Origin of the sequence: Sporosarcina sp. FSL K6-2383 (assembly GCF_038618305.1) — a bacterium.
Lineage (GTDB): Bacteria > Bacillota > Bacilli > Bacillales_A > Planococcaceae > Sporosarcina.
Genome location: NZ_CP152017.1, coordinates 187,584 through 212,902 on the forward strand (window position 1 = coordinate 187,584; position 25,319 = coordinate 212,902).

Sequence of the window (25,319 nt, forward strand, 5' to 3'; positions counted from 1 at the left end):
CAGTCACAGTCACAAGTATTCCCCCTACTTACTGGAAACCATATTTCTTCAAAATTTCTTTTCCTTCATCACCTGTTAAAAACGCCAAAAACGCTTTAGCTTCTTCAGGATGTTTAGTTTCCGAAACAACCGCACCAGGATAGACAATCGGCTCATGCCATTCCACATTAGCAGTCGCCAACACTTTCACCTTGTCCGACATTTTCGCATCACTAGAATAAACCACACCTAAATCCGCATTGCCCATTTCCACATGCGTCAACACTTGGCGCACATCCGAGCCTAACACCATCTTATCCTGCAACGGCTCCCATAAGCCAATATTCTCCAACACTTCTTTTGTATAACGCCCAACCGGCACACTTTCAGGCTCCCCAATGGCAAAATGCGTAATTGCCGACGGATCAATATCTTCAAACGATTCCACAGTCAAAGACTCATCCTTATTTGTGATTAAGACCAGTTCATTCGCCGTAAAATCAGTACGTGTTCCTTCTACTAACAGCTCCCCTTCATCCAATGTATTCATATCCTTTGAACTTGCGGATAAGAACACATCTGACGGCGCACCTTGCTCAATTTGCTGCACCAGCTTTCCTGAACTGCCAAAGTTAAAAGTGACTCTAATATTTTCATGTTGCTGTTCAAAGCTAGTTTTCATGTCCGTCAAAGCATCCGTTAAACTAGCAGCGGCTGACACCATAATTTCAACCGGTTCAGCCGACATATCCGCCCTCTCAGCAGAACAACCTGCAGAGAAAAGTAACAAACAACTAATTACAAAAAGCCATGCTCTTTTTTTCAATCAAAACCCACCTATTTATCATTAGATATAATTAGTTACTACTCGACATAACTAATTATATTTAAGGATATTCTATGGGTCAAGGTATTATCCAAGTAATAGGGAAATCCCTATTAGCCGTCAAGATAAACAAAAGCCCTTCTCCATATGAAACGGAAAGGGCTTAGAGAGCGAATCAACTTGTAAATTTCTACATTTTAAAAATAGGAGAGCCTTTTTACTTTTTTCTCTCAATAACCTTCACGCAAACAGGCCGATTTACAGAGTAGGACTTCCCAGTATCAGTCACCAAGCCATCCTCATGAATAGTCATGACATCGATCTGATGCGTGCGCTCATTTGCAACTAATAGAAACTTCCCATCCGGCACAAGCGCAAAACTTCGAGGCCACTCTCCCCCAGAGAAGATGTGGTCTAATACTTGTAGCGTCCCATCCGAAGAAACAGCAAACGAAGCGATAGAATGATGTCCACGGTTGGATGCGTAGAGAAATAAACCCGACGACGCGATATGAATATCCGCACAAGAATTTGTCCCTTCAAAATCATCAGGAATGGTTTTTACTTTTTGAATCTGCTTCAAACCTCCTCCATCCTCATTGTATGAGTAGACCAGTATAGAGGAATCCAGCTCATTGATCACATACAATCTTAGTAAAGTTGGGTGGAAAGCTACATGACGCGGGCCTGTTTGATCCCCCGTCAACACTTCCTCCACAAAAACCAACTTCGCTTGAGCTTCGTCAAATTCATAGACGATCAAACGATTCATCCCCAAATCAGTCACAATATACCGATTTGTGCCCGGTATATTTCTAATTGTATGCGGATGCGAATCAACTCCAAGCGAAGACGCCGCCTCTGTGTAGTCCTGGATATCGGACACAACCTCAATAGCACCTGATTCGTTTAACGGCTGAACAACCACATTTCCTTGCCCATAATTTGCAGTAAACAAAAATTTCCTATCTTTCACCTCATTGTAACAAGGACTACTTCCATGAACGGATTGTCGGTTTATTTCAGTCAGACTCGTATCGGAAAAGTCCACTTCATAACTGACCGTTTCCCCTTTTCCCACTTCACTTACTGCATACAGCCGATTGAGGGAATCATTCAGCGTGACAAATGATGGGTTTTTAATTCCCCCAGTAGAGCCCAGCTTACTTAACTCACCATTATCAGCGTCAAAAGTAAACCAATGAATCAGGTCCTCTTCTTCACTACCATAGCAGCTCACAAAAACATCATATCGTTTGAACACATCATTACCCCTTTTCATCTCGTTAGAATCTTAAAGTAGAGTATAACCGCTCTTATTCATAATTTCCATTTTCCTCCGTCTATTTCCCCCAATATGAATTCCTCCAGCACGAAAAAATTTAGGCGTTTTTCAATCTTCACAGGGAAACTGAACTACCTTTTCCGAAAACTCGACCACCTATATGACAAACTGAACTACCTTTCACGTAAACTCAACTACCTCGGGGAAACTGGACTACTCTTTTCGCAAACTCGGCTACCTTTATGACGAACTGAACTACCTTGCTCGAAAACTCGACTACCCCAGGGAAATCCCTTTGAGTTTAAATGTGAAGGTTCCGACTCATCCACAGTATGGAAATTTTATGTTTTCCTAAACAATAAAAAGCCCTCCTCCACGAATGGAAAAGGGCTTTGATTTGAAAGATTAACGTTTTGAGAACTGTGGTGCACGACGTGCGCCTTTAAGACCTGGTTTTTTACGCTCTTTCATTCTTGCATCACGCGTAAGTAGTCCTGCTGATTTCAGCGTTGGACGGAAATCAGGATCTACGTTTAGAAGTGCACGTGCAACGCCGTGGCGAATTGCACCTGCTTGACCTGTGTATCCGCCACCGTTGACGTTTACAAGGATATCATAGCTTCCAAGAGTTTCTGTTGCTACTAGTGGTTGCTTAATGATTTCACGAAGTGTTTCAAATGGGACGTAGTCTTCTGCGTCGCGGTTGTTGATGATAATCTTACCATCTCCAGGAACCAAACGAACACGAGCTACTGAACTTTTACGACGGCCAGTGCCGAGATATTGTACTTGTGCCAAAGGTGTTTCCTCCTCTAAATTATCCGATTAGCTCATATGCTTCCGGTTTTTGTGCTGCGTGTGGATGTTCCGGTCCAGCGTATACGTTCAATTTCTTGAATGTTTGACGACCTAGAGGACCTTTTGGAAGCATTCCTTTGATAGCCAATTCAAGCATTTTTGTTGGGTAGTTCGTGCGCATTTCTAGCGCTGTACGTGATTTAAGGCTACCAGTGTAACCTGAGTGACGGTGATACAATTTGTCTTTCAATTTGTTACCTGTAAGTTCGATTTTCTCAGCATTGATGATGATTACGTGATCACCTGTGTCAACGTGTGGTGTGAACGTAGGTTTATGCTTGCCGCGCAAAAGTGATGCTACTTCTGAAGCAAGACGACCAAGCGTCTGTCCTTCAGCGTCGACAACGAGCCATTTACGCTCTACTTCGTGACCTTTAGCCATGAATGTTGTACGCATGTTTTTATCCTCCTAAATGAATATCAATTCAATTGTTCCGTTTTCTCTATCCCTAAACACAATTAACCTTCCGGGGCTTTTTTGTGGGGTTATTGAAATACCATTACCCATCTTATACCGAATCCATCAATAAGTCAAGCACCTTTCTTAAAAACACTAGGAAAAGTTGTCTCAGTCCTCGTAGGTTACACTTTCTAAGTACAAACCGTGAGCCGGCGCGGTTTTACTCGCTTCATTACGATCGCGTAATTCCAAAATACGCTTGACGTCATCCGGGCTATGCCACCCTCTACCGACTGCCAAAAGCATTCCCGCAATCGTACGGACCATATTGTACAAGAATCCATCGCCCTCAATCGTCATGATCAGATACTCCCCTTGTTTTTCGAGGGTCAGCTTCCTGACTGTACGTACTTTATTGGACGTTGCAGTTTTCGATGAGCAATAACTTGTAAAATCATGCTTACCAATTAAATGAAGTGCCGCCTCCTGCATACGTGCCACATCGGGCCGTAAATCGCCAAGATGAACCGAAAAATTACGATCGAAAGGGCTATGCACTTCACTATAAGACCATCTATAGCTGTACGTCTTACCCTTTGCTGAATAACGCGCATGAAAATTCTCATCGACATATTCTACGCCAATAATTCTTATATCCGTAGGTAATAAAACATTCAATGCACGTTGCCAGCGATCGAGAGGAAGCCCAAGCGATGTGTCAAAATGAATGACCTGTCCATTAGCATGAACACCAGCATCCGTTCGTCCACTTGCTACCGAATGCACAGGCACCGTTTTGTGAATCTTCACCAACGCCTTATCAATTTCCGATTGCACGGTTCGCATACCTGGTTGGGACTGATATCCTGCAAAGTTTGTTCCATCATAGGAAACAACTGCTTTCACACGTGTCATATGCAACTACCTCCTACCCTCTTGCCAGTACAAGAACTACGACAAGAATAGCAAACAATACCATAACCAGCGTATCGCGCCAATGCCACTTCAACTGCCGATAGCGCGTTCTTCCCTCGCCCCCGCGATAGCCACGAACCTCCATCGCAACTGCAAGATCCTCAGCACGCTTAAAGGCGCTGACGAATAAAGGGACGAGAAGTGGAATGACCGCACGAATACGCTGCTTAATAGACCCTGTGCTAATATCCGAGCCCCTTGCCAACTGCGCTTTCAAAATCTTATCTGTCTCATCCATCAACGTTGGGATGAATCGTAAGGAAATCGACATCATCAGCGCTAACTCATGAACAGGCAATTTAAAACGTTTAAAGGGACCAAGTAAATCCTCTAGTCCATCTGTAATGGAAATAGGTGATGTCGTCAACGTCAGCACTGACGTCATTAAAACAAGTACAAGGAAACGAATCGAGATGAAAATAGCTTGTCTTAATCCTTCCTCATAAATTTTAACGAACCCCCAATCCACTAACAATGCTCCCTCTTTTGTGAAAAAGATATGCATCAAAAACGTAAAAATAATTAGGAATAAGATCGGCTTTAAGCCATTCATCAAAAAGTATAAACGGATACGTGAACTGAAAATAACAAGTAACGTAAATCCAAGTAATAGTCCATAAGTCAATGCATTATTTGCTAAAAACACCGTAATGATGAATAAAAAAACAAATGAGAGCTTCGAGCGTGGATCCAGCTTATGCACAAACGATGTCCCAGGTATAAAGCGACCGAAAATCATCTTTTCTAGCATTTCTGGTCACCCTCTTCCTTCGTCGCTTGGACAATGGCCTCGGCAAGCTGTTCTTCCGTTAGGGCTAATGTTGGTAAGGAGCGGCCTATCATCTTCTCTATATCACGCTGAAACTTTACAGAACGCGGCAAGCCCAATCTGAAAGATTTTAGTTTCTCTTCATCTCCGAACACTTCTTGAGGTGTTCCCGATAACACAGAGCTCCCATCATGCATGACAATAATATTATCCGCATAACGTGCAGCATCCCCCATGCTATGCGTTACAAGAATCATCGTTAGCTGTTCTTCGACATGTAGACGATGGAACAGCTCCATAATTTCTTGTCGTCCTCTTGGATCAAGTCCAGCTGTCGGCTCGTCCAACACCAATACAGATGGTCTAAACGCTAACACACCTGCAATGGCAACCCGTCGCATTTGCCCGCCGGATAGATCGAATGGTGACTTCTGCGCAACCTCTGGCGGTAACCCAAGGAGCGCAATCAATTCATGCGCCCGCTTCCTCGCTTCTTCCTCAGGCACACCAAAATTCATTGGTCCAAACATAATATCTTTTTCAACCGTTTCTTCGAACAGCTGATGCTCAGGAAATTGAAAGACAATCCCTACATGTCTACGGACATCCTTCAAACCCTTAGCCTTCGTACCCGCAGAAATAGTTGTCTCACCAATTTGGACAACCCCTTCTGATGGTTTCAATAAACCGTTCAAATGCATCAACAACGTCGATTTTCCAGAACCCGTATGCCCAATGATTGCCGAATAAGAGCCGGAACGGATTGTGGCGTCCACACCTTGCAATGCCCTCTTCTCAAATGGCGTATCTTTTCCATATAAATAGCCTACTTGCTGAAGTGAGATGTCCATAATTCATTCACCAACTCTTCTTCTGTCATATGTTCACCATCAAGCTCTAATCCAAACTGTCGAAGTAAATTAGATACCTTTAACGCAAACGGTAAATCCAATCCAATCGCTTCTAGTTCATCCCCACGAGCAAAAATTTGCTCAGGTGTACCAACTGTTAATACTTTTCCTTTATTCATAACGATAATACGATCTGCCAGTAACGCCTCTTCCAAGTCATGCGTAATTGAAATAACGGTCAATCCTGTCTTGCGTTTTAACTCCTCAACGATTCGAATGACTTCGTCACGTCCCTGGGGGTCTAGCATAGAAGTTGCCTCGTCCATGATTAATAGACGTGGTTCAAGCGCCAGTGCACCCGCAATCGCCACGCGTTGTTTTTGTCCGCCAGATAAATGGTGCGGCTCATGATTGAGAAAATCGCTCATCTTCACCTGCGCAAGTGAGTCATGGACCCGTATTGTCATTTCTTCAAAAGGGACTCCATTATTCTCCAATGCAAATGCCACATCATCCTGTACTGTTGAACCAACAAACTGATTATCTGGATTTTGAAAAACAATCCCCATTTGAGATCGAATTTCCCAGATATTCTCTTCCGTCAGCTTTTCGACAAATACATTGACATTCCCTTCATCTGGGAATAACAGCCCAATCATCAATTTCGCAAGCGTCGACTTGCCAGAACCATTATGACCGACAATCGCAATCCATTCACCATCCTGCACCGTGAATGACACGTCATCAATGGCCTTCTTCACTTCCTCATCCTCAGTTGGATAAGAAAAGCTCACATGGTCGATCGACAGAATCTCCTTCATCACCTAACACCTCCGGCTGTATGTACTTTTATGTATATTACGAAGGATTCCTTGCAATAACTGCCAAGGAATCCCCTAAAAAACCATAGACACCGAGTAACAGCACCTAGATCTACCTACTGATTTTAAAACCAATCTCGCCTCGGCTTGATTGCGTCCAGATTTTGAATCGAGCAAGAGCTCGATTAACTCCTTTCAAAATCTGTGACATCCGCCGGAGGCTTTATTTTCAGTCAGCGGGCATTCTCCCCGCTGACTGAAAATAAAAAAAGCGCGCACCTCATCCGAAGAAATGCGCTCATATCTATGACTGATACCAGGTGCTCAATCCGGTACCGCGGATGAGGTGCGTAGAGCTAGACCAGACGGAGAAATCCCCCGCTGATCATAACACTCAGCTTTTAAAGTTGTCGTATAAATCCTTACAGTGTATTGAAAAAGGGTATGCCTGGCTTACGCACAGCCATACCCTCTTTTAAATCAAAATCAAATTAAACGAGTTCGATTACTACAACAGGTGCACCATCGCCACGGCGAGGTCCCATTTTCATAATACGTGTGTATCCACCTTGACGCTCAGCGTAGCGTGGAGCCACATTATCAAAAAGTTTTTGGATGGCAAAGATTTCTGTCTCCTTGCCTTCTTCGTCCGTTACTGAAACCAGTTCACGACGGATGAATTGTGCAACTTGACGACGTGCGTGCAAGTCTCCACGTTTTCCAAGTGTAATCATTTTTTCAACTACAGAACGCAATTCTTTCGCGCGTGCTTCAGTTGTTTGAATACGCTCATGTACGATAAGGTCTGTCGCTAGGTCGCGAAGCATCGCTTTACGTTGTGAACTTGTACGTCCAAGTTTTCTGTATCCCATTAGAAGTTTCCCTCCTCAATCTATAAATTGACTCAATCTTCTAAGCGTAACTCTAGGTTAAGCTCATCCAATTTCGCTTTCACTTCTTCAAGTGATTTACGGCCAAGATTTCGCACTTTCATCATTTCGTCTTCAGACTTGCTAGCAAGTTCAAGAACTGTATTGATGCCTGCGCGTTTCAGGCAGTTGTAAGATCTAACAGAAAGGTCGAGTTCCTCAATCGTCATCTCAAGTACTTTCTCTTTTTGATCTTCCTCTTTTTCCACCATGATTTCAGCAGTTTGTGCTTCGTCAGTCATGCCGACAAATATATTTAAGTGCTCAGTAAGAATTTTTGCTCCAAGCGCAACAGCTTCTTTCGGACCGATGCTTCCATCTGTCCAAACATCCAATGTCAACTTATCGAAGTTCGTCATTTGACCAACACGAGTGTTTTCTACTTGGAAGTTCACACGTGAAACTGGAGTGTAAATAGAGTCAATCGGAATAACACCAATCGCAAGATCCTCACGTTTGTTTTGATCAGAAGGTGCATAACCTCGACCACGTACAGCATACATACGCATGCGCAAGTGTCCGTTTTTACCAAGTGTTGCGATAGGTAGTTCAGGATTCAATACTTCTACGTCACTATCATGTGTAATGTCAGCAGCCGTTATCGTACCTTCACCTTTCACATCTATTTCAATCACTTTCTCTTCGTCTGAATAGACTTTAAGAGCTAGTTTCTTCACATTCAAAATAATTGTTGCGACGTCTTCGACGACACCTTCAATTGTAGCGAATTCATGAAGTACACCATCGATTTGGATAGATGTAACAGCGGCTCCAGGCAATGAGCTTAATAGGATCCGGCGCAGGGAATTCCCTAACGTATTTCCATATCCACGCTCAAGTGGTTCGATGATAAACTTACCAAACTTGGAATTATCACTGATCATAACTGTTTCAATCTTCGGTTTCTCAATCTCGATCATTTATTTACCCTCCTTTAAACGTCGAATGTATAGGCCGTTCCATATTGAAATCGAGTTTCACAGACGGCAATTTGCAATCGCACAATTCATTTTTGACAATAATTGTGTTTCTCAATCAAATGGAGTACAAGCCATTATACACGACGGCGTTTTGGCGGACGGCATCCGTTGTGCGGAACCGGTGTAACGTCTCTGATTGCAGTAACTTCAAGACCTGCTGCTTGTAGTGAACGAATTGCTGCTTCACGCCCAGCACCTGGACCTTTAACAGTAACTTCCAATGTTTTCAAGCCGTGCTCCATAGATGTTTTTGCAGCTGTTTCAGCAGCCATCTGCGCAGCAAACGGAGTTGATTTACGAGAACCTCTAAAACCTAGTGCACCAGCACTTGACCAAGATAATGCGTTCCCTTGCATGTCAGTAATTGTAACGATTGTATTGTTAAACGTCGAACGGATATGTGCAATACCTGATTCAATATTCTTTTTCACGCGACGTTTACGAGTTTGTTGTTTACGTGCCATGTTAAGAAGATACCTCCTTTACCTATTATTTTTTCTTGTTCGCAACTGTCCGCTTTGGACCTTTACGAGTACGTGCGTTATTTTTCGTGTTTTGTCCACGAACAGGTAATCCACGACGGTGACGGATACCACGGAAGCTACCAATTTCCATCAAACGTTTGATGTTAAGAGAAGTTTCACGACGAAGGTCCCCTTCAACTTTTAAGCCGTCAATTTCCTCACGGATTTTGTCAAGCTCAGCATCAGTAAGATCGCGAACGCGTGCTTCTTCAGATACTCCAGCTGCCGCCAATACTTTTTGAGCAGTTGTTTTTCCGATTCCGAAAATGTAAGTCAATGAAATTACAACGCGCTTATCGCGCGGAACGTCTACACCAGCAATACGTGCCATATAGATTGTGCACCTCCTTCTGAATTAACCTTGTCTTTGTTTATGTTTCGGATTTTCACAGATTACCATTACTCGGCCACGTCTGCGAATAATTTTACATTTTTCACAGATCGGTTTTACAGATGGTCTTACTTTCATCTTACCCAACCTCCTTCAATATTCCGGAGTGCAAAAGTTTATTTAAAACGGTATGTGATACGACCACGTGTTAAATCATAAGGCGAAAGTTCCATTGTCACTTTGTCGCCAGGCAGGATGCGGATAAAGTGCATACGGATTTTGCCTGATACATGCGCAAGAATCGTATGGCCGTTTTCCAGCTCTACTTTGAACATCGCGTTTGGCAACGTTTCGACTACGGTTCCTTCAACTTCAATTACATCGTCTTTCGCCATCAATCCTGTCTCCCTTCTATATCCAATAAAGGTTCTCACCATCAAGCGGCATCAGTCGCCTTTAAAGCTTCCTTCAACATATGTCTGGATTGCATGAGTGATGTTCGAAAGACTTCTGTCACATTTCGTTTCCCTTAAGTCAGTCCCCGACCTCTTGTTGTGGAAAATCGCGCCGGAATGGACACGACTGTCCAGATTGCCGTGGATGAGTTCCCAGTTGCGTTATACAGTTCTTACCCTAAATGATTATACCTACTTTCGTAGCTAAATGCATTTATGAGGATTGAGAACTTACGCCCGCAGAACTCCGACTAGTTCCTATACCGGGCATCAAATGCTTTTGCAGCTCGTTGAATTACTTCTTCCACACCGTATTACTACTATACCCAAAAATGACCAATAATATCTACGGTTGAAAAAGCTTACTGGGCACTTTTTTGAAGAAGAGCGTCCAGATCTTTAAAAACGTCACCGATGTCCTGTTGACCATCAATGTTTGCCAACACACCTTTGGCATCATAATACGCCAATAGTGGTGCCGTTTGGTTCATATTTACTTCCAGACGGTTTGTTACAGTTTCGGGATTGTCATCCGCACGCTGATAAAGCTCGCCTCCATCTTTATTACATTTCCCTTCAACCTTCGGTGGGTTGAATTGGATATGATAAGATGAGCCACAAACTTTACAAATACGACGGCCAGTTAGCCGTGCGATAAGTTCTTCCTTCTCGACTTGGATATTGAGTACATGATCAATTTTTCGTCCCATGTCAGCCAGTAAATCATCAAGCGCTTCTGCTTGTGGAACTGTACGTGGGAATCCATCGAGAAGAAAACCATTATCACAATCGGATTTGCTTAATCGTTCACGCACAATGCCTATTGTTACTTCATCAGGAACAAGAGCGCCTTGATCCATGAACGATTTTGCCTTGACTCCAAGTTCCGTACCTTCTTGAATGGCAGCACGGAACATATCGCCTGTAGAAATATGAGGGGTTTCGTACTTTTCGACAATTCCGTCTGCCTGTGTGCCTTTACCAGCACCTGGCAGACCCATTAATACGATATTCATACGTCTTCCTCCCATTTTCACATCCGAGCTACAAATAAACTTGTAACCCTTATTTCATGAAACCTTTGTAATGCCTTTTCACAAGTTGTGATTCAAGCTGCTTCATCGTTTCAAGGGCAACCCCGACGACGATGATTAGACTTGTTCCTCCAATTTGCGCAGCCTGTGGAAGGTTTGCGAAATTGATAAAGAAAATCGGCATGACAGACACGACCGAAAGGAAAATTGCTCCAACGAATGTCAGTCGATACAAAGTTTTCGTTAAGTAACTTTGAGTGTTTTGCCCTGGACGAATGCCCGGGATATATGCACCCTGTTTTTTTAGATTATCCGCAATATTTTCTGGATTCACTTGGATAAACGCATAGAAGTACGTGAACGCAACGATCAATGCGATGTAGAAGATCATACCAACCGGTTTCGTATAATCGAATACAGTCGTAATTGTTGTCGTCACACTATTTGTTCCAAAGAAAGCAGCTAATGATTGTGGCGTCATGAAAAATGCTGCCGCAAAGATTACCGGGATAACTCCCGCAGCATTAAGTTTCAATGGTAAATGTGTCTGTTGACTTGCAGTCGATGGACCGCGGCCAGTGACACGTTTCGCATATTGGATTGGAATTTTCCGCAGTGCTTCTTGCACATAGATAATCCCAACAGTTATTGCAATGACCACTAGGAGTAACAGAGCCATCATCGCGATTCTAATGAATAGCGCGTCGCCTGCATCTTGGATCTGAGTTGCGTAAAGTTGGTTGACTGCATTCGGAATCGCTGCGACAATACCAGCAAAGATAATGATGGAAATACCATTCCCAACACCTTTTGCCGTAATTTGTTCACCGAGCCATAGAAGAAATGCAGTTCCTGCCGTCAATACGATCGCAATGACCACATATGTCGAAACGCCTTCGCTAGTTATCAGCGTACCGTCGTACATCCGGTTGAAACCAAATGACATAGCAATCGCTTGAATAAATGCTAGGACTATTGTGAAATATCTTGTGAACTGAGCAAGTTTACGTCTTCCAACGTCCCCTTGTTTCGCCCATTCAGAAAATTTCGGCACAACATCCATCTGCAATAATTGTACAATAATGGATGCTGTAATGTATGGCATAATCCCCATCGTTAAGATAGAGAAGTTAGCAAGAGCTCCCCCGCCAAATACATTCATTAACCCAATCAAATTATTATCAGATTGTTGTAATGCAGTTGCGTCAACGTTTGGAACTGGGATGAATGTCCCTAGTCGATAAACGATAAGCACAAGCAATGTGTAAAAGATTTTAGACCGTATATCTCTAACGCGCATAAAGTTGGAGATTGTCTGAAACATTAAACCACCTCGGTTTGCCCGCCCGCTTTCTCGATCGCTTCTACAGCAGAAGCAGAGAATTTGTGAGCTTTGACAGTGATCTTTTTATCAAGAGTTCCGTTTCCAAGAATCTTAATTCCTGATTTGGCTTTGCTCACGATGCCTGATTCGAGCAGTAACTCAGGAGTTACTTCTGTTCCAGCATCGAAACGATTAAGTGTATCAAGGTTTACGATTGCATATTCCTTACGGTTAATGTTCGTAAATCCTCGTTTAGGAAGACGTTGGAAAAGTGGAATCTGTCCACCCTCGAATCCTAAACGCACGCCACCACCTGAACGTGAGTTTTGACCATCATGACCTCTACCAGAAGTCTTACCATGACCAGAACCTGTACCACGTCCAACACGTTTACGTTTTTTACGAGCACCATCAGCTGGTTTCATATCGTGTAATTTCATTTCATTGGCACCTCCTTATTCAAAAAATCGGAATTATTGTTCCTTGACAGTAACTAGGTGGTCCACTCTGTTGATCATGCCGCGAATTGCAACATTATCTTGGTGTTCTACCATTTGGTTCAATTTACGTAGTCCAAGCGCTTCAACAGTTTTACGTTGTGCTGGCTTTGAACCAATTACGCTTTTTGTAAGGGTGATTTCAAGTTTGTTCGCCATTGTGTTTCCCCCCTTAACCTAACAGTTCTTCTACGGATTTGCCGCGCAATTTAGCTACATCTTCAGCGCGTTTCAAATTCGTCAATCCTTCGATTGTTGCACGAACCATATTGATTGGCGTGCTTGAACCTAGGGATTTGGAAAGAATATCCGTGATACCTGCAAGTTCAAGTACCGCACGGACAGGTCCACCAGCGATTACTCCAGTACCAGGTGCTGCAGGTTTGATAAGAATTTTCCCTGCACCAAAATGTCCAAGTACTTGGTGTGGAGTCGTTCCTTTGACCATTGGTACAACGATCAAATTCTTCTTCGCATCTTCGATAGCTTTACGGATTGCATCCGGAACTTCTTGTGCTTTACCAGTACCGAAACCTACACGGCCATTTTTATCTCCGACAACGACGAGAGCAGTAAAACGGAAACGACGTCCACCTTTTACAACTTTCGCTACGCGGTTAATCGTAACTACGCGTTCTTCGAATTCACTTTGTTTCTGATCATTACGACGCATGAAATGTGTCCCTCCTTCTTAATTAAAATTCCAGACCGTTTTCACGTGCTGCGTCCGCAAGAGCTTTCACACGGCCGTGAAATAGGTAACCGCCACGGTCGAAAACTACCGCCTTGACGTCCTTTTCAACAGCTTTTTTCGCGATCAACTCGCCGACTTTAGCTGCTGCTGCAGTGTCTGCTTTGGAGTCAGAACCGAAGTCTTTGTCCATTGTAGAAGCACTTGCAATCGTTACGGCATTTACATCATCAATCAATTGAGCATAGATATGCTTGTTTGAACGGAAGACGTTTAGACGTGGACGAGCTGCAGTTCCGCTAATTTTCGTACGTACACGTACATGACGCTTTTTACGAGTAACGTTTTTATCTTGTTTCGTGATCATCGTGGTCACTCCTTCCGGGATGCCTTAAGCGGCATTATTTACCTGTTTTACCTTCTTTACGACGTACGATTTCGCCTTCATAACGAATCCCTTTGCCTTTATACGGCTCTGGTGGGCGTACTTGTCGGATGTTCGATGCAAGAGCACCAACGCGTTCTTTGTTAATACCGCGTACAATAATTTTCGTGTTTGCAGGAACTTCAACTTCGATTCCTGCTTCCGGTGTGAACTCAACCGGATGTGAGTAACCTACGTTCAATACAAGTTTTGTACCTTGAAGTGATGCACGGTAACCTACCCCTACAAGTTCAAGAGTTTTTTCAAAACCTTTTGAAACACCTGTCACCATATTATCGAGTAATGAACGTGTCGTTCCATGAATAGAACGGTGTTCCTTAGATTCAGAAGGACGGACCAAAGTGATCACGTTAGCTTCTTGCTCGATTTTAATATCAGAGTTAAATGTGTTTGTAAGTTCGCCTTTAGGTCCTTTAACAGTAACGAAGTTACCATCAGCGATGGTTACAGTTACGTCTGCAGGTACCTCAATCGGCTTTTTGCCAATACGGGACATTCAATTGCACCTCCATTCATTTGTTACAAATTACCATACGTAAGCGACTACTTCTCCGCCTACTTGTTTAGCACGTGCTTCCTTATCAGTAAGGACACCGTGTGATGTTGAAACGAGGGCGATGCCAAGACCATTCAAAACTTTAGGTACTTCATTTGTTTTTGCGTAAACACGAAGACCAGGTTTTGAAATACGTTTAAGACCTGTGATAACACGCTCGTTGTTTTGACCATATTTAAGGAAAATGCGGATGATACCTTGTTTGCTATCCTCTACGAATTCAACTTCGCGGACGAAACCTTCGCGTTTCAAGATTTCTGCAATTTCTTTTTTCATATTTGAAGCAGGTACTTCAAGCTTCTCGTGACGAACCATGTTCGCGTTACGGATGCGTGTAAGCATATCTGCGATCGGATCACTCATTGTCATTCCATTTACCTCCTTCCCAAATTGCCGGGTTTACCAGCTGGCTTTTTTAACGCCTGGAATTTGTCCTTTGTACGCTAGTTCGCGGAAACAAATACGGCAAAGCTTGAATTTACGATATACAGAATGCGGACGACCACAACGCTCACAGCGTGTGTATGCCTGCACTGGGTGCTTAGGTGTACGTTGTTGTTTAGCGATCATTGATTTTTTAGCCACGTTTACGCCTCCCTCTTATTTACTTTTGGAACGGCATGCCGAACTGCGTTAATAACTCACGTGCTTCTTCATCGGAGTTTGCAGTTGTAACGATGACGATATCCATACCGCGTATTTTAGAAACTTTATCGTAGTCGATCTCAGGGAAAATAAGTTGCTCTTTAACACCAAGCGTATAGTTTCCGCGACCATCGAATGCTTTCTTGGAAACACCACGGAAGTCACGTACACGAGGTAACGAAACCGAGATTAGCTTATCAAGGAACTCATACATACGCTCACCGCGTAGTGTAACTTTAGTTCCGATAGGCATTCCTTCACGGAGACGGAATCCCGCGATTGATTTCTTCGCTTTTGTGATGACCGGTTTTTGACCAGCAATGATCGTTAGATCTTCAACTGCTGCATCAAGTGCTTTCGTGTTTTGAACAGCATCACCAACACCCATGTTGATGACGATTTTGTCGACTTTTGGTACTTGCATAACTGACGTATATTCAAACTTGCTCATAAGAGCAGGTGTGACTTCGCTTTTAAACTTGTCTTTTAGACGGCTCATCTGTTGGACCTCCTTTCATCCGTTACTTATTTATCCAGGTTTTCACCGGATTTTTTAGCAACACGAACTTTTTTGCCATTTTCAATCTTGTATCCTACGCGAGTTGGTTCGCCTGTCTTAGGATCGATCACCATGACGTTTGATACGTGAATCGCTGCCTCTAGGCTAATGATTCCACCTTGAGGATTTTCTTGGTTAGGTTTCGTATGTTTCTTAACAATATTGATACCTTCCACAAGTACGCGATCCTTTTTAGGATAAGCAACTAGGATCACACCTGTTTTACCTTTGTCTTTACCTGTGATCACCATAACTTTATCGCCTTTTTTAACATGCATTCTGTCGCACCTCCTTGATTGGCACTGTCATGTGAATTAAAGAACTTCTGGAGCTAGTGAAATGATTTTCATGAAGTTACTGTCGCGTAGTTCGCGAGCAACTGGTCCGAAAATACGTGTTCCACGTGGGCTCTTATCATCGCGGATGATAACACATGCGTTTTCATCAAACGTAATGTATGAACCATCTTTACGACGTACCCCGCTTTTCGTACGAACGATAACAGCTTTTACAACTTCACCTTTTTTAACAACGCCACCTGGTGTTGCTTTTTTAACCGTAACCACGACTACATCACCGATGTTTGCTACTTTACGGCCTGAACCGCCTAAAACTTTAATTGTAAGTACTTCACGAGCGCCTGAGTTATCAGCGACTTTCATGCGACTTTCCTGTTGAATCATTGAGGCTACCTCCTCCCGGATTTATATCTCCGAACGTTATTAGATGATGACCGCTTTTTCGACGATTTCAAGAACACGGAAACGTTTTGTTGCTGATAATGGACGAGTCTCCATAATACGAACAACATCACCGATTTTCGCTTCATTCAATTCATCATGGGCCTTGAATTTCTTAGAATACTTTACACGTTTACCGTATAAAGCGTGCTTCTTTTGTGTTTCGATCATTACAGTAACTGTTTTATCCATTTTGTCGGATACTACACGGCCTGTATACACTTTGCGCTGGTTACGCTCAGTCATGGCTGCAACCTCCTTCATCAGTTATTTGCACTGATTTCTCTTTGACGTATTACAGTTTTCATGCGCGCAATCGATTTACGTACTTCCCGGATGCGTGCAGTGTTTTCTAATTGACCTGTCGCTAACTGGAAGCGAAGGTTGAAAAGCTCTTCTTTCAGTGATTTCACTTTTTGCTCAATCTCTGCAGTTGTTAAGTCACGGATTTCATTAGCTTTCATTAGATTCACCACCAATTTCTTCACGTTTTACAAACTTACATTTAATAGGAAGCTTGTGAGATGCGAGGCGAAGTGCTTCACGTGCAACTTCTTCTGACACACCTGCGATTTCAAACATAACTCTGCCAGGTTTAACAACTGCTACCCAGCCTTCTACAGCACCTTTACCGGAACCCATCCGGACTTCAAGAGGCTTTTTCGTATATGATTTATGCGGGAAGATGTTGATCCATACTTTACCGCCACGTTTCATATAACGTGTCATTGAGATACGTGCAGCTTCAATTTGACGGTTTGTAATCCATGCAGATTCCATAGCTTGGATACCGAATTCACCGAACTGTACTGATGCTCCGCCTTTTGTTTTTCCGCGCATTTTACCACGGAATACACGACGGTATTTAGTGCGTTTAGGCATTAACATATTAGTTGCCTCCTTCCTCAGAGTTCTTCTTCTTCACTGGAAGGACTTCTCCACGGTAAATCCATACTTTAACGCCAAGCTTACCATAAGTTGTGTCTGCTTCTGCGTGTGCATAATCAATGTCTGCACGTAGTGTATGGAGAGGGACAGTACCTTCACTGTAATGTTCCGCACGAGCGATGTCTGCACCGCCAAGACGTCCAGATACTTGTGTTTTAATTCCTTTAGCGCCAGAGCGAATTGTACGTTGGATCGCTTGTTTCTGTGCACGACGGAATGATACGCGGCTTTCTAGTTGACGTGCAATTGATTCTGCGACTAGTTTCGCATCAAGGTCTGCACGCTTGATTTCGATAATGTTAATGTGAACACGCTTGCCTGAGATATCGTTAAGTTGTTTACGAAGTACTTCTACCTCGGAACCACCTTTACCGATTACCATACCTGGCTTCGCAGTGTGAATAGTAACGTTAACTCGTTTTGCAGCACGTTCGATTTCTACTTTAGAAACAGAAGCTTCTACAAGACGTTTTTCAATGTAAGCACGGATTTTTAAATCTTCGTGTAGTAGAGTCGCATAGTCTTTTTCAGCATACCATTTTGACTCCCAATCACGGATGATACCAACCCGTAAACCGTTAGGATGTACTTTTTGACCCACGAATTATCCCTCCTTTTTTTCTGATACCACTACAGTGATGTGGCTTGTGCGTTTATTGATTGCACTCGCACGTCCCTGTGCACGTGGACGGAAACGTTTCATTGTCGGACCTTCATCTACGAATACTTCGCTGATGATTAGGTTTTCGACATCCATTTCGTAGTTATGTTCAGCATTTGCAATCGCTGAATTTAATACTTTTTCTACAACCGGAGATGCCGCTTTCGGCGTCAGGCGTAGAATCGCGACAGCTTCACCGATTTTTTTGCCCCGGATAAGATCAACGACTAAACGGACTTTACGAGGAGCAATACGGACTGTGCGGGCAATAGCTTTTGCTTGTTGCATCAGATTAACCTCCTCTCAATTAACGTCTTGTTTTCTTATCGTCAGCGCCATGACCTTTGTACGTGCGCGTAGGTGCGAATTCACCTAGTTTATGACCTACCATATCTTCAGTCACATAGACAGGTACGTGTTTACGTCCGTCGTATACAGCAATCGTCAATCCAATGAATGACGGGAAGATAGTTGAACGGCGTGACCAAGTTTTAATAACCTGTTTTTTCTGGGAATCCTTTTGTGCATCTACCTTTTTAATAAGGTGATCATCTACAAAAGGTCCTTTTTTCAAGCTGCGGCCCATGTCGGAACCTCCCTCTGTGTTTGTACTACGGTCCAATCATTGAACCGCAGTGCGCTCACATTATTTTTTACGGCGACGAACAATAAATTTGTCGGTTTTGTTGTTTTTCTTACGAGTTTTATAACCGAGTGTTGGTTTACCCCAAGGAGTAACTGGTGATTTCATACCAATACCAGTACGTCCTTCACCACCACCGTGTGGGTGATCGTTAGGGTTCATTACAGATCCACGAACTGCTGGGCGTTTGCCTAACCAACGTGAACGACCTGCTTTACCGATATTAATAAGTTCGTGTTGCTCATTACCAACGTGACCAATTGTCGCGCGGCATGTTGCAAGGATCATGCGAACTTCGCCAGATTGAAGACGTACGATAACGTATTTATCTTCGCGGCCTAGTAGTTGAGCAGATGTACCTGCTGAACGTACAAGTTGACCACCTTTACCTGGTTTCAATTCGATGTTATGGATAGTTGAACCCATTGGGATATTTTCAAGTGGAAGTGTGTTACCTACTTTAATATCCGCATCTGGACCTGACATGATTGTCATGCCAACTTCCAATCCTTTTGGTGCGAGGATATAACGTTTCTCCCCGTCTACATAATTGATTAAAGCGATGTTCGCAGAACGGTTTGGATCGTATTCGATCGTAGCAACGCGTCCTGGTATGCCATCTTTCCGGCGTTGGAAATCGATGACACGGTATTGGCGCTTATGGCCTCCACCTTGGTGACGAACAGTAGTCCTACCTGTATTGTTACGGCCGCCTTTCCGTTTAAGCGGTGCAAGCAATGATTTTTCTGGTTTGTCTGTAGTAATTTCAGCAAAGTCAGAAGAAGTCATGTTACGACGTCCGTTGGAGGTAGGTTTGTATTTCTTAATCGCCATTGGTGTTCCCTCCTTTGTATAATTAGCTATCTAGGTTTGAATTAGATTTCAAAAAGTTCGATGTCTTTAGAGTCAGCAGATAGTGTAACAATCGCTTTACGGCGTTTGTTTGTATATCCAGCATGTTTACCCATACGCTTGAACTTACCTTTGTAGTTCTGCACGTTAACTTTTTCGACTTTTACTCCGAAGATTTCTTCAACAGCTTGCTTCACATGTGTTTTGTTAGCGCGCGTGTCAACTTCGAAAGTATATTTTTTGAATTCCATTTGTTCAGAAGAACGCTCGGTAATGACCGGACGTTTTAGAATATCACGTGCTTCCATTAACCAAGCACCTCCTCTACTTTTTGAACTGCTGCTTTCGTCATAACAAGTTTGTTATGGCCGATAAGGTCAAGAACGTTGATACCAGATGCAGTAACAACACTGATTCCAGGGATGTTACGTGCAGATAATGCTACTGTTTCATCTAAATCTGCAGTCACGATCAACGCTTTTTTGTCGATTGAAAGAGCTGCTAATACTTGGACGAATTCTTTTGTTTTTGGTGCATCGAATGTAAGTCCATCAAGAACGATCATATCTTCTTCACGTACTTTCGTTGAAAGTGCTGAAAGAAGAGCTAGTCTACGAACTTTTTTCGGTAGTTTGTAGCTATAGCTTCTTGGATTTGGACCAAAGACGATACCGCCTCCACGCCATTGCGGTGAACGGATTGACCCTTGACGAGCACGACCTGTTCCTTTTTGGCGCCATGGTTTACGTCCACCACCAGCGACTTCCGCGCGTGTTTTTACTTTATGGTTACCTTGGCGCAATGACGCACGCTGTTGGACCAATGCTTCAAATAAGACAGCTTCGTTCGGCTCGATTCCAAAAATCGCATCGTTTAGTTCGATATCGCCGACAGAAGATCCTGTCTGGTTTAGTACGGATACTTTAGGCATTCCTATTTCCTCCTTCCTTTAGTGGTCAGTTCCCTTTGATTGCGCTACGCACTTGTAGAAGTGATTTGCGTGATCCTGGAACGTTACCTTTTACAAGTAGCAAGTTACGTTCTAGATCTACTCGTATAATTTCAAGATTTTGAATCGTTACTGTTTTACCACCCATACGTCCTGGCAGTTTTTTCCCTTTGAATACACGTTGAGCGTCAACAGATCCGATAGAACCTGGTGCGCGGTGAAAACGTGATCCGTGGCTCATTGGTCCTTGTGAATAACCGTGGCGTTTTACAACACCTTGGAACCCTTTACCTTTTGTTGTTCCTGTAATATCGACAATATCGCCTTCAGCGAAAGTATCAACTTTGACTTCCTGACCAACTTCGTACCCGTTCACGTCTAATTCGCGGAATTCGCGAATGAAGCGCTTAGGTGCCGTAGTAGCTTTAGCAACATGGCCTTTTTCAGGCTTGTTAGCTAGCTTTTCTCGTTTATCTTCAAAACCGATTTGGATTGATTCGTAGCCGTCCGTTTCTTTTGTCTTCTTTTGAAGAACAACGTTTTGTCCAGCTTCAATCACTGTTACCGGGATGAGATCGCCGTTTTCAGCAAATACTTGCGTCATACCGACTTTTCTTCCTAAGATTCCTTTGGTCATTTGTCACACCTCCTGAATTAGTTTAATTTTTATTTAGTAGCAATTAAAGTTTGATTTCAATGTCTACGCCCGACGGTAAGTCGAGTTTCATTAACGCATCAACAGTTTGTGGTGTTGGGTTAACGATATCGATAAGACGTTTGTGTGTACGCATTTCGAACTGCTCGCGCGAATCTTTGTATTTATGCACCGCACGAAGAATCGTGTAAACAGATCTTTCAGTTGGAAGTGGAATCGGACCCGATACACTTGCACCCGAACGTTTTGCTGTTTCTACAATTTTCTCAGCCGATTGATCCAAAATCCTGTGATCATACGCTTTCAAACGAATACGAATCTTTTGTTTTGCCATTATTTTCCCTCCTTTTCGCCTATTTTGTTATAGACATTCTCCACGAAAATTTCCCACACACATGCCATGGCAAAGCGGCCGGGTGTGTCGGCAACCTCTCGCTTCATCGCAGTCAAAGACCAACATTAAAGATTATACACGTAAAAAAAGAATTCCGCAAGTCTTTTGTGGAAGTTCTTTTCTCAACTTTACTATTATAATTCTATTTCACTTAAAATGCAACTTGTATGTTAATAGTCGTAACATTTAACCAAGCATCATAGTTATTAGTTAGCTATTAAGAATAAGCAGAACAACCCCACGCCCGCGAATCCAAAATCCATACCGAGTAGTAGCAAAAAAAAATCCCACCACAGAGGGCGGGATTTTATAGCACAAAATTATTTAAGGATTGAAGCTACAACGCCAGCGCCTACAGTACGTCCACCCTCGCGGATAGAGAACTTCGTACCTTCTTCAAGAGCGATTGGAGCAATTAGTTCGATTGTCATTTCAATGTTATCTCCAGGCATAACCATTTCTACGCCTTCTGGAAGAGCGATAACGCCAGTCACGTCAGTTGTACGGAAGTAGAACTGTGGACGGTAGTTTGAGAAGAATGGAGTATGACGTCCACCCTCTTCTTTTGAAAGAACATAAACTTCAGATGTAAATTTTGTGTGTGGCACGATTGTACCTGGTTTAGCAAGTACTTGTCCGCGTTGGATATCATCACGAGCTACACCACGAAGTAGTGCACCGATGTTGTCACCAGCTTCTGCATAGTCAAGAAGTTTACGGAACATCTCTACACCTGTAACAGTTGTAGATTTTGCTTCTTCAACGATACCGATGATGTCAATAACGTCTCCAACTTTAACTACTCCACGCTCAACGCGTCCAGTAGCAACAGTTCCACGTCCTGTGATTGAGAATACATCCTCAACAGGCATCATGAATGGTTTTTCAGTATCACGTGGTGGTGTTGGGATATACTCGTCAACAGCAGTCATAAGTTCCATGATTTTATCTTCATATGCTTCGTCGCCTTCAAGTGCTTTAAGAGCAGAACCTTTAATGACAGGAATGTCATCGCCAGGGAAGTCATATTCAGAAAGAAGATCACGAATTTCCATTTCAACAAGCTCAAGAAGCTCTTCGTCATCAACCATATCACATTTGTTCATAAATACTACTAGGTAAGGAACACCAACTTGACGTGAAAGAAGGATGTGCTCACGTGTTTGTGGCATTGGGCCATCAGCTGCAGAAACAACTAGGATTCCGCCGTCCATTTGAGCAGCACCAGTGATCATGTTTTTAACATAGTCGGCGTGACCTGGGCAGTCAACGTGTGCATAGTGACGAGTTGCAGTTTCATATTCGATGTGAGACGTGTTAATAGTAATACCACGCTCTTTTTCTTCAGGTGCGTTATCAACATCAGCGTATGAACGTGCTGTTCCACCTAATTTTTTTGAAAGAACTGTTGCAATTGCTGCAGTTAGAGTTGTTTTACCATGGTCAACGTGACCAATTGTTCCAACGTTAGCATGTGTTTTGGAACGATCGAATTTTTCTTTACCCATTTGGGAATTCCTCCTTAAGATATCAAAGTTTTTGGTTTTTTGGTTTGAAGCTACAGGTGTTGGAGGGCCCTCCACCTACCCATATCTTACAAGTTATTCACTATAGAAACAAGTTCAAATTATAATTATTCGCCCTTGTTTTTCTTGATGATTTCTTCAGCAATTGATTTCGGCACTTCTTCGTAGTGATCGAATACCATTGAGAAGTTTCCGCGTCCTTGTGTGTTAGAACGAAGAGATGTTGCATAACCAAACATGTTAGCAAGTGGAACCATCGCGCGAACTACTTGTGAGTTACCACGAGCTTCCATTCCTTCTACACGACCACGGCGTGATGTTACGTCACCCATGATATCGCCCATGTATTCTTCAGGAATTTGAACTTCTACTTTCATCATTGGTTCAAGTAGAACTGGGTTAACTTTCGATACAGCGTTTTTCAATGCCATAGATGCAGCAATTTTGAACGCCATTTCGTTGGAGTCAACGTCATGGTAAGAACCGTCGAATAGACGAGCTTTAATGTCGATTAAAGGATAACCAGCAATTACACCATTATCAAGTGAATCACGGATACCTGCTTCAACCGCCGGAATATATTCACGTGGAACAGATCCTCCGACAACGTTATTGATGAATTCGAATCCTTTTCCTTCTTCGTTAGGAGAGAATTCGATCCAAACGTGACCAAACTGTCCGCGTCCACCGGATTGACGCACGAATTTACCTTCAACTTCCGCAGCTGCACGGAATGTTTCACGGTAAGATACTTGCGGTGCTCCAACGTTCGCTTCAACATTAAATTCACGACGCATACGGTCTACAAGTACGTCAAGATGCAATTCACCCATACCAGCGATGATTACTTCTCCAGTTTCTTGGTCTGTGTGTGCGCGGAATGTCGGGTCTTCCTCTTGAAGCTTAGCAAGTGCCATACCCATTTTATCTTGGTCGGCTTTTGTTTTCGGCTCAACAGAAAGTGAAATTACTGGTTCTGGAAAGTCCATTGACTCTAAGATTACAAGTGCTTTGTCGTCACATAGTGTGTCGCCAGTTCCTGTATCTTTCAGTCCGACTGCAGCAGCAATTTCCCCTGCGTGTACTTCAGCAATTTCTTCACGGGAGTTAGCATGCATTTGTAGAATACGTCCTACGCGCTCACGCTTACCTTTTGAAGAGTTTTGCACGTATGATCCTGATTGAAGAACACCAGAATACACACGGAAGAATGTAAGTTTACCAACATAAGGGTCTGTCATTACTTTAAAAGCAAGTGCCGAGAACGGCTCTTCGTCGCTTGAGTGACGTTCTACTTCTTCATCAGTCTCAGGATTCGTCCCTTTCATAGCAGCGATATCAAGTGGTGATGGGAGGTAGTCGATTACTGCGTCAAGGACGAGTTGGACACCTTTGTTTTTGAATGCAGTTCCACATACGACAGGGTAGAATTCAACTGCAAGCGTTGCTTTACGAATTGCAGCTTTGATTTCTTCCTTTGTAATTTCTTCTTCATCCAAGAATTTGTTCATAAGATCTTCATCGAATTCAGCAACCGCTTCAATTAGCTTTTCACGGTATTCTTCTGCTTGCGCACGATGTTCTTCTGGAATTTCTTTTACTTCAGCATTTAGACCAGTGTCATCGCCGTAGTAAACAGCATTCATTTCAACTAGGTCAATAATTGCAGAGAACGAATCTTCTGCGCCAATTGGTAATTGAATTGGATGCGCATTTGCACCAAGACGTTCAACTAGTGTACCTACTGAGTAAAGGAAATCTGCACCCATTTTGTCCATTTTGTTAACGAAAACTAGACGCGGCACGCCATAGTTTGTTGCTTGACGCCAAACAGTTTCTGTTTGTGGTTCAACGCCTGATTGAGCGTCAAGTACCGTTACTGCTCCATCAAGAACACGAAGTGAACGTTCAACTTCAACCGTGAAGTCTACGTGACCTGGTGTGTCAATGATGTTTACGCGGTGATCTTTCCATTCTGCTGTTGTTGCAGCAGAAGTGATTGTGATACCACGTTCTTGCTCCTGTTCCATCCAGTCCATTTGAGATGCACCTTCGTGCGTTTCTCCAATTTTGTGGATTTTACCAGTGTAATAAAGGATACGCTCAGTCGTCGTTGTTTTACCAGCATCGATGTGAGCCATGATACCAATATTACGTGTATTCTCTAAGGAGAATTTTCTAGCCATGTTGTTGATCTCCTTCCGTCTCGGATTAGAG

At 43.1% G+C, this 25,319-nt stretch carries 39 protein-coding genes; all 39 read right to left on the reverse strand.

Annotated elements, in window-relative coordinates; genetic code table 11:
• Window positions 1-28: 28 nt before the first annotated feature.
• The gene (gene modA, locus MKZ10_RS01055) at window positions 29-769 is read right to left on the reverse strand and encodes a molybdate ABC transporter substrate-binding protein (RefSeq protein WP_342510306.1); all 741 of its coding nucleotides are present in this window, start codon (window positions 767-769) and stop codon (window positions 29-31) included.
• Window positions 770-1,022: 253 nt separating this feature from the next.
• Window positions 1,023-2,069 carry a lactonase family protein gene (locus tag MKZ10_RS01060; RefSeq protein ID WP_342507037.1) on the reverse strand — a complete coding sequence of 349 codons (1,047 nt, stop codon included), beginning with the start codon at window positions 2,067-2,069 and terminating at the stop codon, window positions 1,023-1,025.
• 426 nt (window positions 2,070-2,495) lie between these two features.
• A complete protein-coding gene (gene rpsI / locus MKZ10_RS01065) occupies window positions 2,496-2,888 on the reverse strand; it encodes a 30S ribosomal protein S9 (RefSeq protein WP_342507038.1) in 393 nt (130 codons plus the stop codon).
• A gap of 19 nt (window positions 2,889-2,907) precedes the next feature.
• A complete protein-coding gene (gene rplM, locus MKZ10_RS01070) occupies window positions 2,908-3,345 on the reverse strand; it encodes a 50S ribosomal protein L13 (protein WP_342507040.1) in 438 nt (145 codons plus the stop codon).
• Between the two features lie 171 nt (window positions 3,346-3,516).
• On the reverse strand, window positions 3,517-4,263 hold the full coding sequence (truA, locus tag MKZ10_RS01075) for a tRNA pseudouridine(38-40) synthase TruA (RefSeq protein WP_342507042.1): 747 nt from the start codon (window positions 4,261-4,263) through the stop codon (window positions 3,517-3,519).
• 13 nt (window positions 4,264-4,276) lie between these two features.
• Window positions 4,277-5,074: an energy-coupling factor transporter transmembrane component T gene (locus MKZ10_RS01080; protein WP_342507043.1), complete on the reverse strand. Its 798-nt coding sequence runs from the start codon at window positions 5,072-5,074 to the stop codon at window positions 4,277-4,279.
• Window positions 5,068-5,943: an energy-coupling factor ABC transporter ATP-binding protein gene (locus tag MKZ10_RS01085; RefSeq protein ID WP_342507045.1), complete on the reverse strand. Its 876-nt coding sequence runs from the start codon at window positions 5,941-5,943 to the stop codon at window positions 5,068-5,070. The genes MKZ10_RS01080 and MKZ10_RS01085 overlap by 7 nt, the downstream gene beginning before the upstream one ends.
• On the reverse strand, window positions 5,919-6,764 hold the full coding sequence (locus tag MKZ10_RS01090) for an energy-coupling factor ABC transporter ATP-binding protein (protein WP_342510308.1): 846 nt from the start codon (window positions 6,762-6,764) through the stop codon (window positions 5,919-5,921). The genes MKZ10_RS01085 and MKZ10_RS01090 overlap by 25 nt, the downstream gene beginning before the upstream one ends.
• A gap of 491 nt (window positions 6,765-7,255) precedes the next feature.
• Window positions 7,256-7,636: a 50S ribosomal protein L17 gene (gene rplQ / locus MKZ10_RS01095; RefSeq protein WP_203247895.1), complete on the reverse strand. Its 381-nt coding sequence runs from the start codon at window positions 7,634-7,636 to the stop codon at window positions 7,256-7,258.
• Between the two features lie 32 nt (window positions 7,637-7,668).
• On the reverse strand, window positions 7,669-8,613 hold the full coding sequence (locus MKZ10_RS01100) for a DNA-directed RNA polymerase subunit alpha (RefSeq protein ID WP_342507050.1): 945 nt from the start codon (window positions 8,611-8,613) through the stop codon (window positions 7,669-7,671).
• Between the two features lie 134 nt (window positions 8,614-8,747).
• Entirely contained in the window at window positions 8,748-9,137 is a 390-nt protein-coding gene (rpsK, locus tag MKZ10_RS01105; RefSeq protein ID WP_203247893.1) for a 30S ribosomal protein S11, read from the reverse strand.
• Between the two features lie 25 nt (window positions 9,138-9,162).
• Window positions 9,163-9,528 (reverse strand): 30S ribosomal protein S13, encoded by a 366-nt coding sequence (rpsM, locus tag MKZ10_RS01110; RefSeq protein WP_192596926.1) that lies wholly within the window; start codon window positions 9,526-9,528, stop codon window positions 9,163-9,165.
• 24 nt (window positions 9,529-9,552) lie between these two features.
• Complete coding sequence (rpmJ, locus tag MKZ10_RS01115) at window positions 9,553-9,666, reverse strand: 50S ribosomal protein L36 (protein WP_084212378.1); 114 nt, start codon at window positions 9,664-9,666, stop codon at window positions 9,553-9,555.
• Window positions 9,667-9,704: 38 nt separating this feature from the next.
• Complete coding sequence (gene infA, locus MKZ10_RS01120; RefSeq protein ID WP_060203457.1) at window positions 9,705-9,923, reverse strand: translation initiation factor IF-1; 219 nt, start codon at window positions 9,921-9,923, stop codon at window positions 9,705-9,707.
• A 422-nt stretch (window positions 9,924-10,345) separates the two neighbouring features.
• Window positions 10,346-10,999 (reverse strand): adenylate kinase, encoded by a 654-nt coding sequence (locus tag MKZ10_RS01125; RefSeq protein ID WP_342507065.1) that lies wholly within the window; start codon window positions 10,997-10,999, stop codon window positions 10,346-10,348.
• Between the two features lie 49 nt (window positions 11,000-11,048).
• Complete coding sequence (secY, locus tag MKZ10_RS01130) at window positions 11,049-12,341, reverse strand: preprotein translocase subunit SecY (protein WP_342507068.1); 1,293 nt, start codon at window positions 12,339-12,341, stop codon at window positions 11,049-11,051.
• Window positions 12,341-12,781 (reverse strand): 50S ribosomal protein L15, encoded by a 441-nt coding sequence (gene rplO, locus MKZ10_RS01135; RefSeq protein WP_342507070.1) that lies wholly within the window; start codon window positions 12,779-12,781, stop codon window positions 12,341-12,343. The genes secY and rplO overlap by 1 nt, the downstream gene beginning before the upstream one ends.
• 33 nt (window positions 12,782-12,814) lie before the next feature.
• Window positions 12,815-12,997: a 50S ribosomal protein L30 gene (gene rpmD / locus MKZ10_RS01140; RefSeq protein ID WP_342507071.1), complete on the reverse strand. Its 183-nt coding sequence runs from the start codon at window positions 12,995-12,997 to the stop codon at window positions 12,815-12,817.
• A 13-nt stretch (window positions 12,998-13,010) separates the two neighbouring features.
• Window positions 13,011-13,511, reverse strand: coding sequence for a 30S ribosomal protein S5 (gene rpsE / locus MKZ10_RS01145; RefSeq protein WP_203247888.1), 501 nt, complete (start codon window positions 13,509-13,511; stop codon window positions 13,011-13,013).
• A 22-nt stretch (window positions 13,512-13,533) separates the two neighbouring features.
• On the reverse strand, window positions 13,534-13,896 hold the full coding sequence (gene rplR, locus MKZ10_RS01150; protein WP_203247887.1) for a 50S ribosomal protein L18: 363 nt from the start codon (window positions 13,894-13,896) through the stop codon (window positions 13,534-13,536).
• A 34-nt stretch (window positions 13,897-13,930) separates the two neighbouring features.
• Window positions 13,931-14,470, reverse strand: a complete 540-nt coding sequence (gene rplF, locus MKZ10_RS01155) for a 50S ribosomal protein L6 (protein ID WP_342507075.1) — start codon at window positions 14,468-14,470, stop codon at window positions 13,931-13,933.
• Between the two features lie 30 nt (window positions 14,471-14,500).
• Complete coding sequence (gene rpsH, locus MKZ10_RS01160; RefSeq protein WP_203247885.1) at window positions 14,501-14,899, reverse strand: 30S ribosomal protein S8; 399 nt, start codon at window positions 14,897-14,899, stop codon at window positions 14,501-14,503.
• A gap of 30 nt (window positions 14,900-14,929) precedes the next feature.
• Window positions 14,930-15,115, reverse strand: coding sequence for a type Z 30S ribosomal protein S14 (locus MKZ10_RS01165; protein WP_203247884.1), 186 nt, complete (start codon window positions 15,113-15,115; stop codon window positions 14,930-14,932).
• Window positions 15,116-15,134: 19 nt separating this feature from the next.
• A complete protein-coding gene (gene rplE, locus MKZ10_RS01170) occupies window positions 15,135-15,674 on the reverse strand; it encodes a 50S ribosomal protein L5 (protein WP_340736145.1) in 540 nt (179 codons plus the stop codon).
• 26 nt (window positions 15,675-15,700) lie between these two features.
• Entirely contained in the window at window positions 15,701-16,012 is a 312-nt protein-coding gene (rplX, locus tag MKZ10_RS01175; RefSeq protein ID WP_203247882.1) for a 50S ribosomal protein L24, read from the reverse strand.
• Between the two features lie 36 nt (window positions 16,013-16,048).
• Entirely contained in the window at window positions 16,049-16,417 is a 369-nt protein-coding gene (gene rplN, locus MKZ10_RS01180; RefSeq protein WP_067204773.1) for a 50S ribosomal protein L14, read from the reverse strand.
• A gap of 39 nt (window positions 16,418-16,456) precedes the next feature.
• A complete protein-coding gene (gene rpsQ, locus MKZ10_RS01185; RefSeq protein ID WP_322555724.1) occupies window positions 16,457-16,720 on the reverse strand; it encodes a 30S ribosomal protein S17 in 264 nt (87 codons plus the stop codon).
• Window positions 16,721-16,737: 17 nt separating this feature from the next.
• The gene (gene rpmC / locus MKZ10_RS01190; protein WP_025783856.1) at window positions 16,738-16,938 is read right to left on the reverse strand and encodes a 50S ribosomal protein L29; all 201 of its coding nucleotides are present in this window, start codon (window positions 16,936-16,938) and stop codon (window positions 16,738-16,740) included.
• On the reverse strand, window positions 16,928-17,362 hold the full coding sequence (gene rplP, locus MKZ10_RS01195; RefSeq protein WP_342507117.1) for a 50S ribosomal protein L16: 435 nt from the start codon (window positions 17,360-17,362) through the stop codon (window positions 16,928-16,930). The genes rpmC and rplP overlap by 11 nt, the downstream gene beginning before the upstream one ends.
• Window position 17,363: 1 nt before the next feature.
• A complete protein-coding gene (gene rpsC, locus MKZ10_RS01200; protein WP_203247879.1) occupies window positions 17,364-18,023 on the reverse strand; it encodes a 30S ribosomal protein S3 in 660 nt (219 codons plus the stop codon).
• A gap of 3 nt (window positions 18,024-18,026) precedes the next feature.
• The gene (rplV, locus tag MKZ10_RS01205; RefSeq protein ID WP_340736141.1) at window positions 18,027-18,371 is read right to left on the reverse strand and encodes a 50S ribosomal protein L22; all 345 of its coding nucleotides are present in this window, start codon (window positions 18,369-18,371) and stop codon (window positions 18,027-18,029) included.
• Window positions 18,372-18,390: 19 nt separating this feature from the next.
• On the reverse strand, window positions 18,391-18,669 hold the full coding sequence (gene rpsS, locus MKZ10_RS01210; RefSeq protein ID WP_342507121.1) for a 30S ribosomal protein S19: 279 nt from the start codon (window positions 18,667-18,669) through the stop codon (window positions 18,391-18,393).
• 60 nt (window positions 18,670-18,729) lie between these two features.
• The gene (gene rplB / locus MKZ10_RS01215) at window positions 18,730-19,560 is read right to left on the reverse strand and encodes a 50S ribosomal protein L2 (RefSeq protein WP_342507123.1); all 831 of its coding nucleotides are present in this window, start codon (window positions 19,558-19,560) and stop codon (window positions 18,730-18,732) included.
• A 41-nt stretch (window positions 19,561-19,601) separates the two neighbouring features.
• The gene (gene rplW / locus MKZ10_RS01220) at window positions 19,602-19,886 is read right to left on the reverse strand and encodes a 50S ribosomal protein L23 (RefSeq protein ID WP_340736139.1); all 285 of its coding nucleotides are present in this window, start codon (window positions 19,884-19,886) and stop codon (window positions 19,602-19,604) included.
• Entirely contained in the window at window positions 19,886-20,509 is a 624-nt protein-coding gene (gene rplD / locus MKZ10_RS01225; RefSeq protein WP_342507125.1) for a 50S ribosomal protein L4, read from the reverse strand. Before rplD ends, rplW begins: the two co-directional genes overlap by 1 nt.
• A gap of 25 nt (window positions 20,510-20,534) precedes the next feature.
• Window positions 20,535-21,164, reverse strand: a complete 630-nt coding sequence (gene rplC, locus MKZ10_RS01230) for a 50S ribosomal protein L3 (RefSeq protein WP_342507128.1) — start codon at window positions 21,162-21,164, stop codon at window positions 20,535-20,537.
• A gap of 43 nt (window positions 21,165-21,207) precedes the next feature.
• Entirely contained in the window at window positions 21,208-21,516 is a 309-nt protein-coding gene (gene rpsJ, locus MKZ10_RS01235) for a 30S ribosomal protein S10 (RefSeq protein ID WP_042478628.1), read from the reverse strand.
• Between the two features lie 380 nt (window positions 21,517-21,896).
• Complete coding sequence (tuf, locus tag MKZ10_RS01240; RefSeq protein ID WP_342507144.1) at window positions 21,897-23,084, reverse strand: elongation factor Tu; 1,188 nt, start codon at window positions 23,082-23,084, stop codon at window positions 21,897-21,899.
• A gap of 125 nt (window positions 23,085-23,209) precedes the next feature.
• Complete coding sequence (gene fusA / locus MKZ10_RS01245; RefSeq protein ID WP_342507147.1) at window positions 23,210-25,288, reverse strand: elongation factor G; 2,079 nt, start codon at window positions 25,286-25,288, stop codon at window positions 23,210-23,212.
• Window positions 25,289-25,319 lie beyond the last annotated feature (31 nt).

What these genes read in the sequence shown, in the direction of transcription:
- rplM (WP_342507040.1), bottom strand. Translation starts at nt 3,345, where the DNA reads ATGCGTACAACATTCATGGCTAAAGGTCACGAAGTAGAGCGTAAATGG.
- truA (WP_342507042.1), bottom strand. Translation starts at nt 4,263, where the DNA reads ATGACACGTGTGAAAGCAGTTGTTTCCTATGATGGAACAAACTTTGCA.
- MKZ10_RS01080 (WP_342507043.1), bottom strand. Translation starts at nt 5,074, where the DNA reads ATGCTAGAAAAGATGATTTTCGGTCGCTTTATACCTGGGACATCGTTT.
- MKZ10_RS01085 (WP_342507045.1), bottom strand. Translation starts at nt 5,943, where the DNA reads ATGGACATCTCACTTCAGCAAGTAGGCTATTTATATGGAAAAGATACG.
- MKZ10_RS01090 (WP_342510308.1), bottom strand. Translation starts at nt 6,764, where the DNA reads ATGAAGGAGATTCTGTCGATCGACCATGTGAGCTTTTCTTATCCAACT.
- rplQ (WP_203247895.1), bottom strand. Translation starts at nt 7,636, where the DNA reads ATGGGATACAGAAAACTTGGACGTACAAGTTCACAACGTAAAGCGATG.
- MKZ10_RS01100 (WP_342507050.1), bottom strand. Translation starts at nt 8,613, where the DNA reads ATGATCGAGATTGAGAAACCGAAGATTGAAACAGTTATGATCAGTGAT.
- rpsK (WP_203247893.1), bottom strand. Translation starts at nt 9,137, where the DNA reads ATGGCACGTAAACAACAAACTCGTAAACGTCGCGTGAAAAAGAATATT.
- rpsM (WP_192596926.1), bottom strand. Translation starts at nt 9,528, where the DNA reads ATGGCACGTATTGCTGGTGTAGACGTTCCGCGCGATAAGCGCGTTGTA.
- rpmJ (WP_084212378.1), bottom strand. Translation starts at nt 9,666, where the DNA reads ATGAAAGTAAGACCATCTGTAAAACCGATCTGTGAAAAATGTAAAATT.
- infA (WP_060203457.1), bottom strand. Translation starts at nt 9,923, where the DNA reads ATGGCGAAAGACGATGTAATTGAAGTTGAAGGAACCGTAGTCGAAACG.
- MKZ10_RS01125 (WP_342507065.1), bottom strand. Translation starts at nt 10,999, where the DNA reads ATGAATATCGTATTAATGGGTCTGCCAGGTGCTGGTAAAGGCACACAG.
- secY (WP_342507068.1), bottom strand. Translation starts at nt 12,341, where the DNA reads ATGTTTCAGACAATCTCCAACTTTATGCGCGTTAGAGATATACGGTCT.
- rplO (WP_342507070.1), bottom strand. Translation starts at nt 12,781, where the DNA reads ATGAAATTACACGATATGAAACCAGCTGATGGTGCTCGTAAAAAACGT.
- rpmD (WP_342507071.1), bottom strand. Translation starts at nt 12,997, where the DNA reads ATGGCGAACAAACTTGAAATCACCCTTACAAAAAGCGTAATTGGTTCA.
- rpsE (WP_203247888.1), bottom strand. Translation starts at nt 13,511, where the DNA reads ATGCGTCGTAATGATCAGAAACAAAGTGAATTCGAAGAACGCGTAGTT.
- rplR (WP_203247887.1), bottom strand. Translation starts at nt 13,896, where the DNA reads ATGATCACGAAACAAGATAAAAACGTTACTCGTAAAAAGCGTCATGTA.
- rplF (WP_342507075.1), bottom strand. Translation starts at nt 14,470, where the DNA reads ATGTCCCGTATTGGCAAAAAGCCGATTGAGGTACCTGCAGACGTAACT.
- rpsH (WP_203247885.1), bottom strand. Translation starts at nt 14,899, where the DNA reads ATGACAATGAGTGATCCGATCGCAGATATGCTTACACGCATCCGTAAC.
- rplE (WP_340736145.1), bottom strand. Translation starts at nt 15,674, where the DNA reads ATGAGCCGTCTAAAAGACAAGTTTAAAAGCGAAGTCACACCTGCTCTT.
- rplX (WP_203247882.1), bottom strand. Translation starts at nt 16,012, where the DNA reads ATGCATGTTAAAAAAGGCGATAAAGTTATGGTGATCACAGGTAAAGAC.
- rplN (WP_067204773.1), bottom strand. Translation starts at nt 16,417, where the DNA reads ATGATTCAACAGGAAAGTCGCATGAAAGTCGCTGATAACTCAGGCGCT.
- rpsQ (WP_322555724.1), bottom strand. Translation starts at nt 16,720, where the DNA reads ATGACTGAGCGTAACCAGCGCAAAGTGTATACAGGCCGTGTAGTATCC.
- rpmC (WP_025783856.1), bottom strand. Translation starts at nt 16,938, where the DNA reads ATGAAAGCTAATGAAATCCGTGACTTAACAACTGCAGAGATTGAGCAA.
- rplP (WP_342507117.1), bottom strand. Translation starts at nt 17,362, where the DNA reads ATGTTAATGCCTAAACGCACTAAATACCGTCGTGTATTCCGTGGTAAA.
- rplV (WP_340736141.1), bottom strand. Translation starts at nt 18,371, where the DNA reads ATGCAACAAGCAAAAGCTATTGCCCGCACAGTCCGTATTGCTCCTCGT.
- rpsS (WP_342507121.1), bottom strand. Translation starts at nt 18,669, where the DNA reads ATGGGCCGCAGCTTGAAAAAAGGACCTTTTGTAGATGATCACCTTATT.
- rplB (WP_342507123.1), bottom strand. Translation starts at nt 19,560, where the DNA reads ATGGCGATTAAGAAATACAAACCTACCTCCAACGGACGTCGTAACATG.
- rplW (WP_340736139.1), bottom strand. Translation starts at nt 19,886, where the DNA reads ATGGAAGCACGTGATATTCTAAAACGTCCGGTCATTACCGAGCGTTCT.
- rplD (WP_342507125.1), bottom strand. Translation starts at nt 20,509, where the DNA reads ATGCCTAAAGTATCCGTACTAAACCAGACAGGATCTTCTGTCGGCGAT.
- rplC (WP_342507128.1), bottom strand. Translation starts at nt 21,164, where the DNA reads ATGACCAAAGGAATCTTAGGAAGAAAAGTCGGTATGACGCAAGTATTT.
- rpsJ (WP_042478628.1), bottom strand. Translation starts at nt 21,516, where the DNA reads ATGGCAAAACAAAAGATTCGTATTCGTTTGAAAGCGTATGATCACAGG.
- tuf (WP_342507144.1), bottom strand. Translation starts at nt 23,084, where the DNA reads ATGGGTAAAGAAAAATTCGATCGTTCCAAAACACATGCTAACGTTGGA.
- fusA (WP_342507147.1), bottom strand. Translation starts at nt 25,288, where the DNA reads ATGGCTAGAAAATTCTCCTTAGAGAATACACGTAATATTGGTATCATG.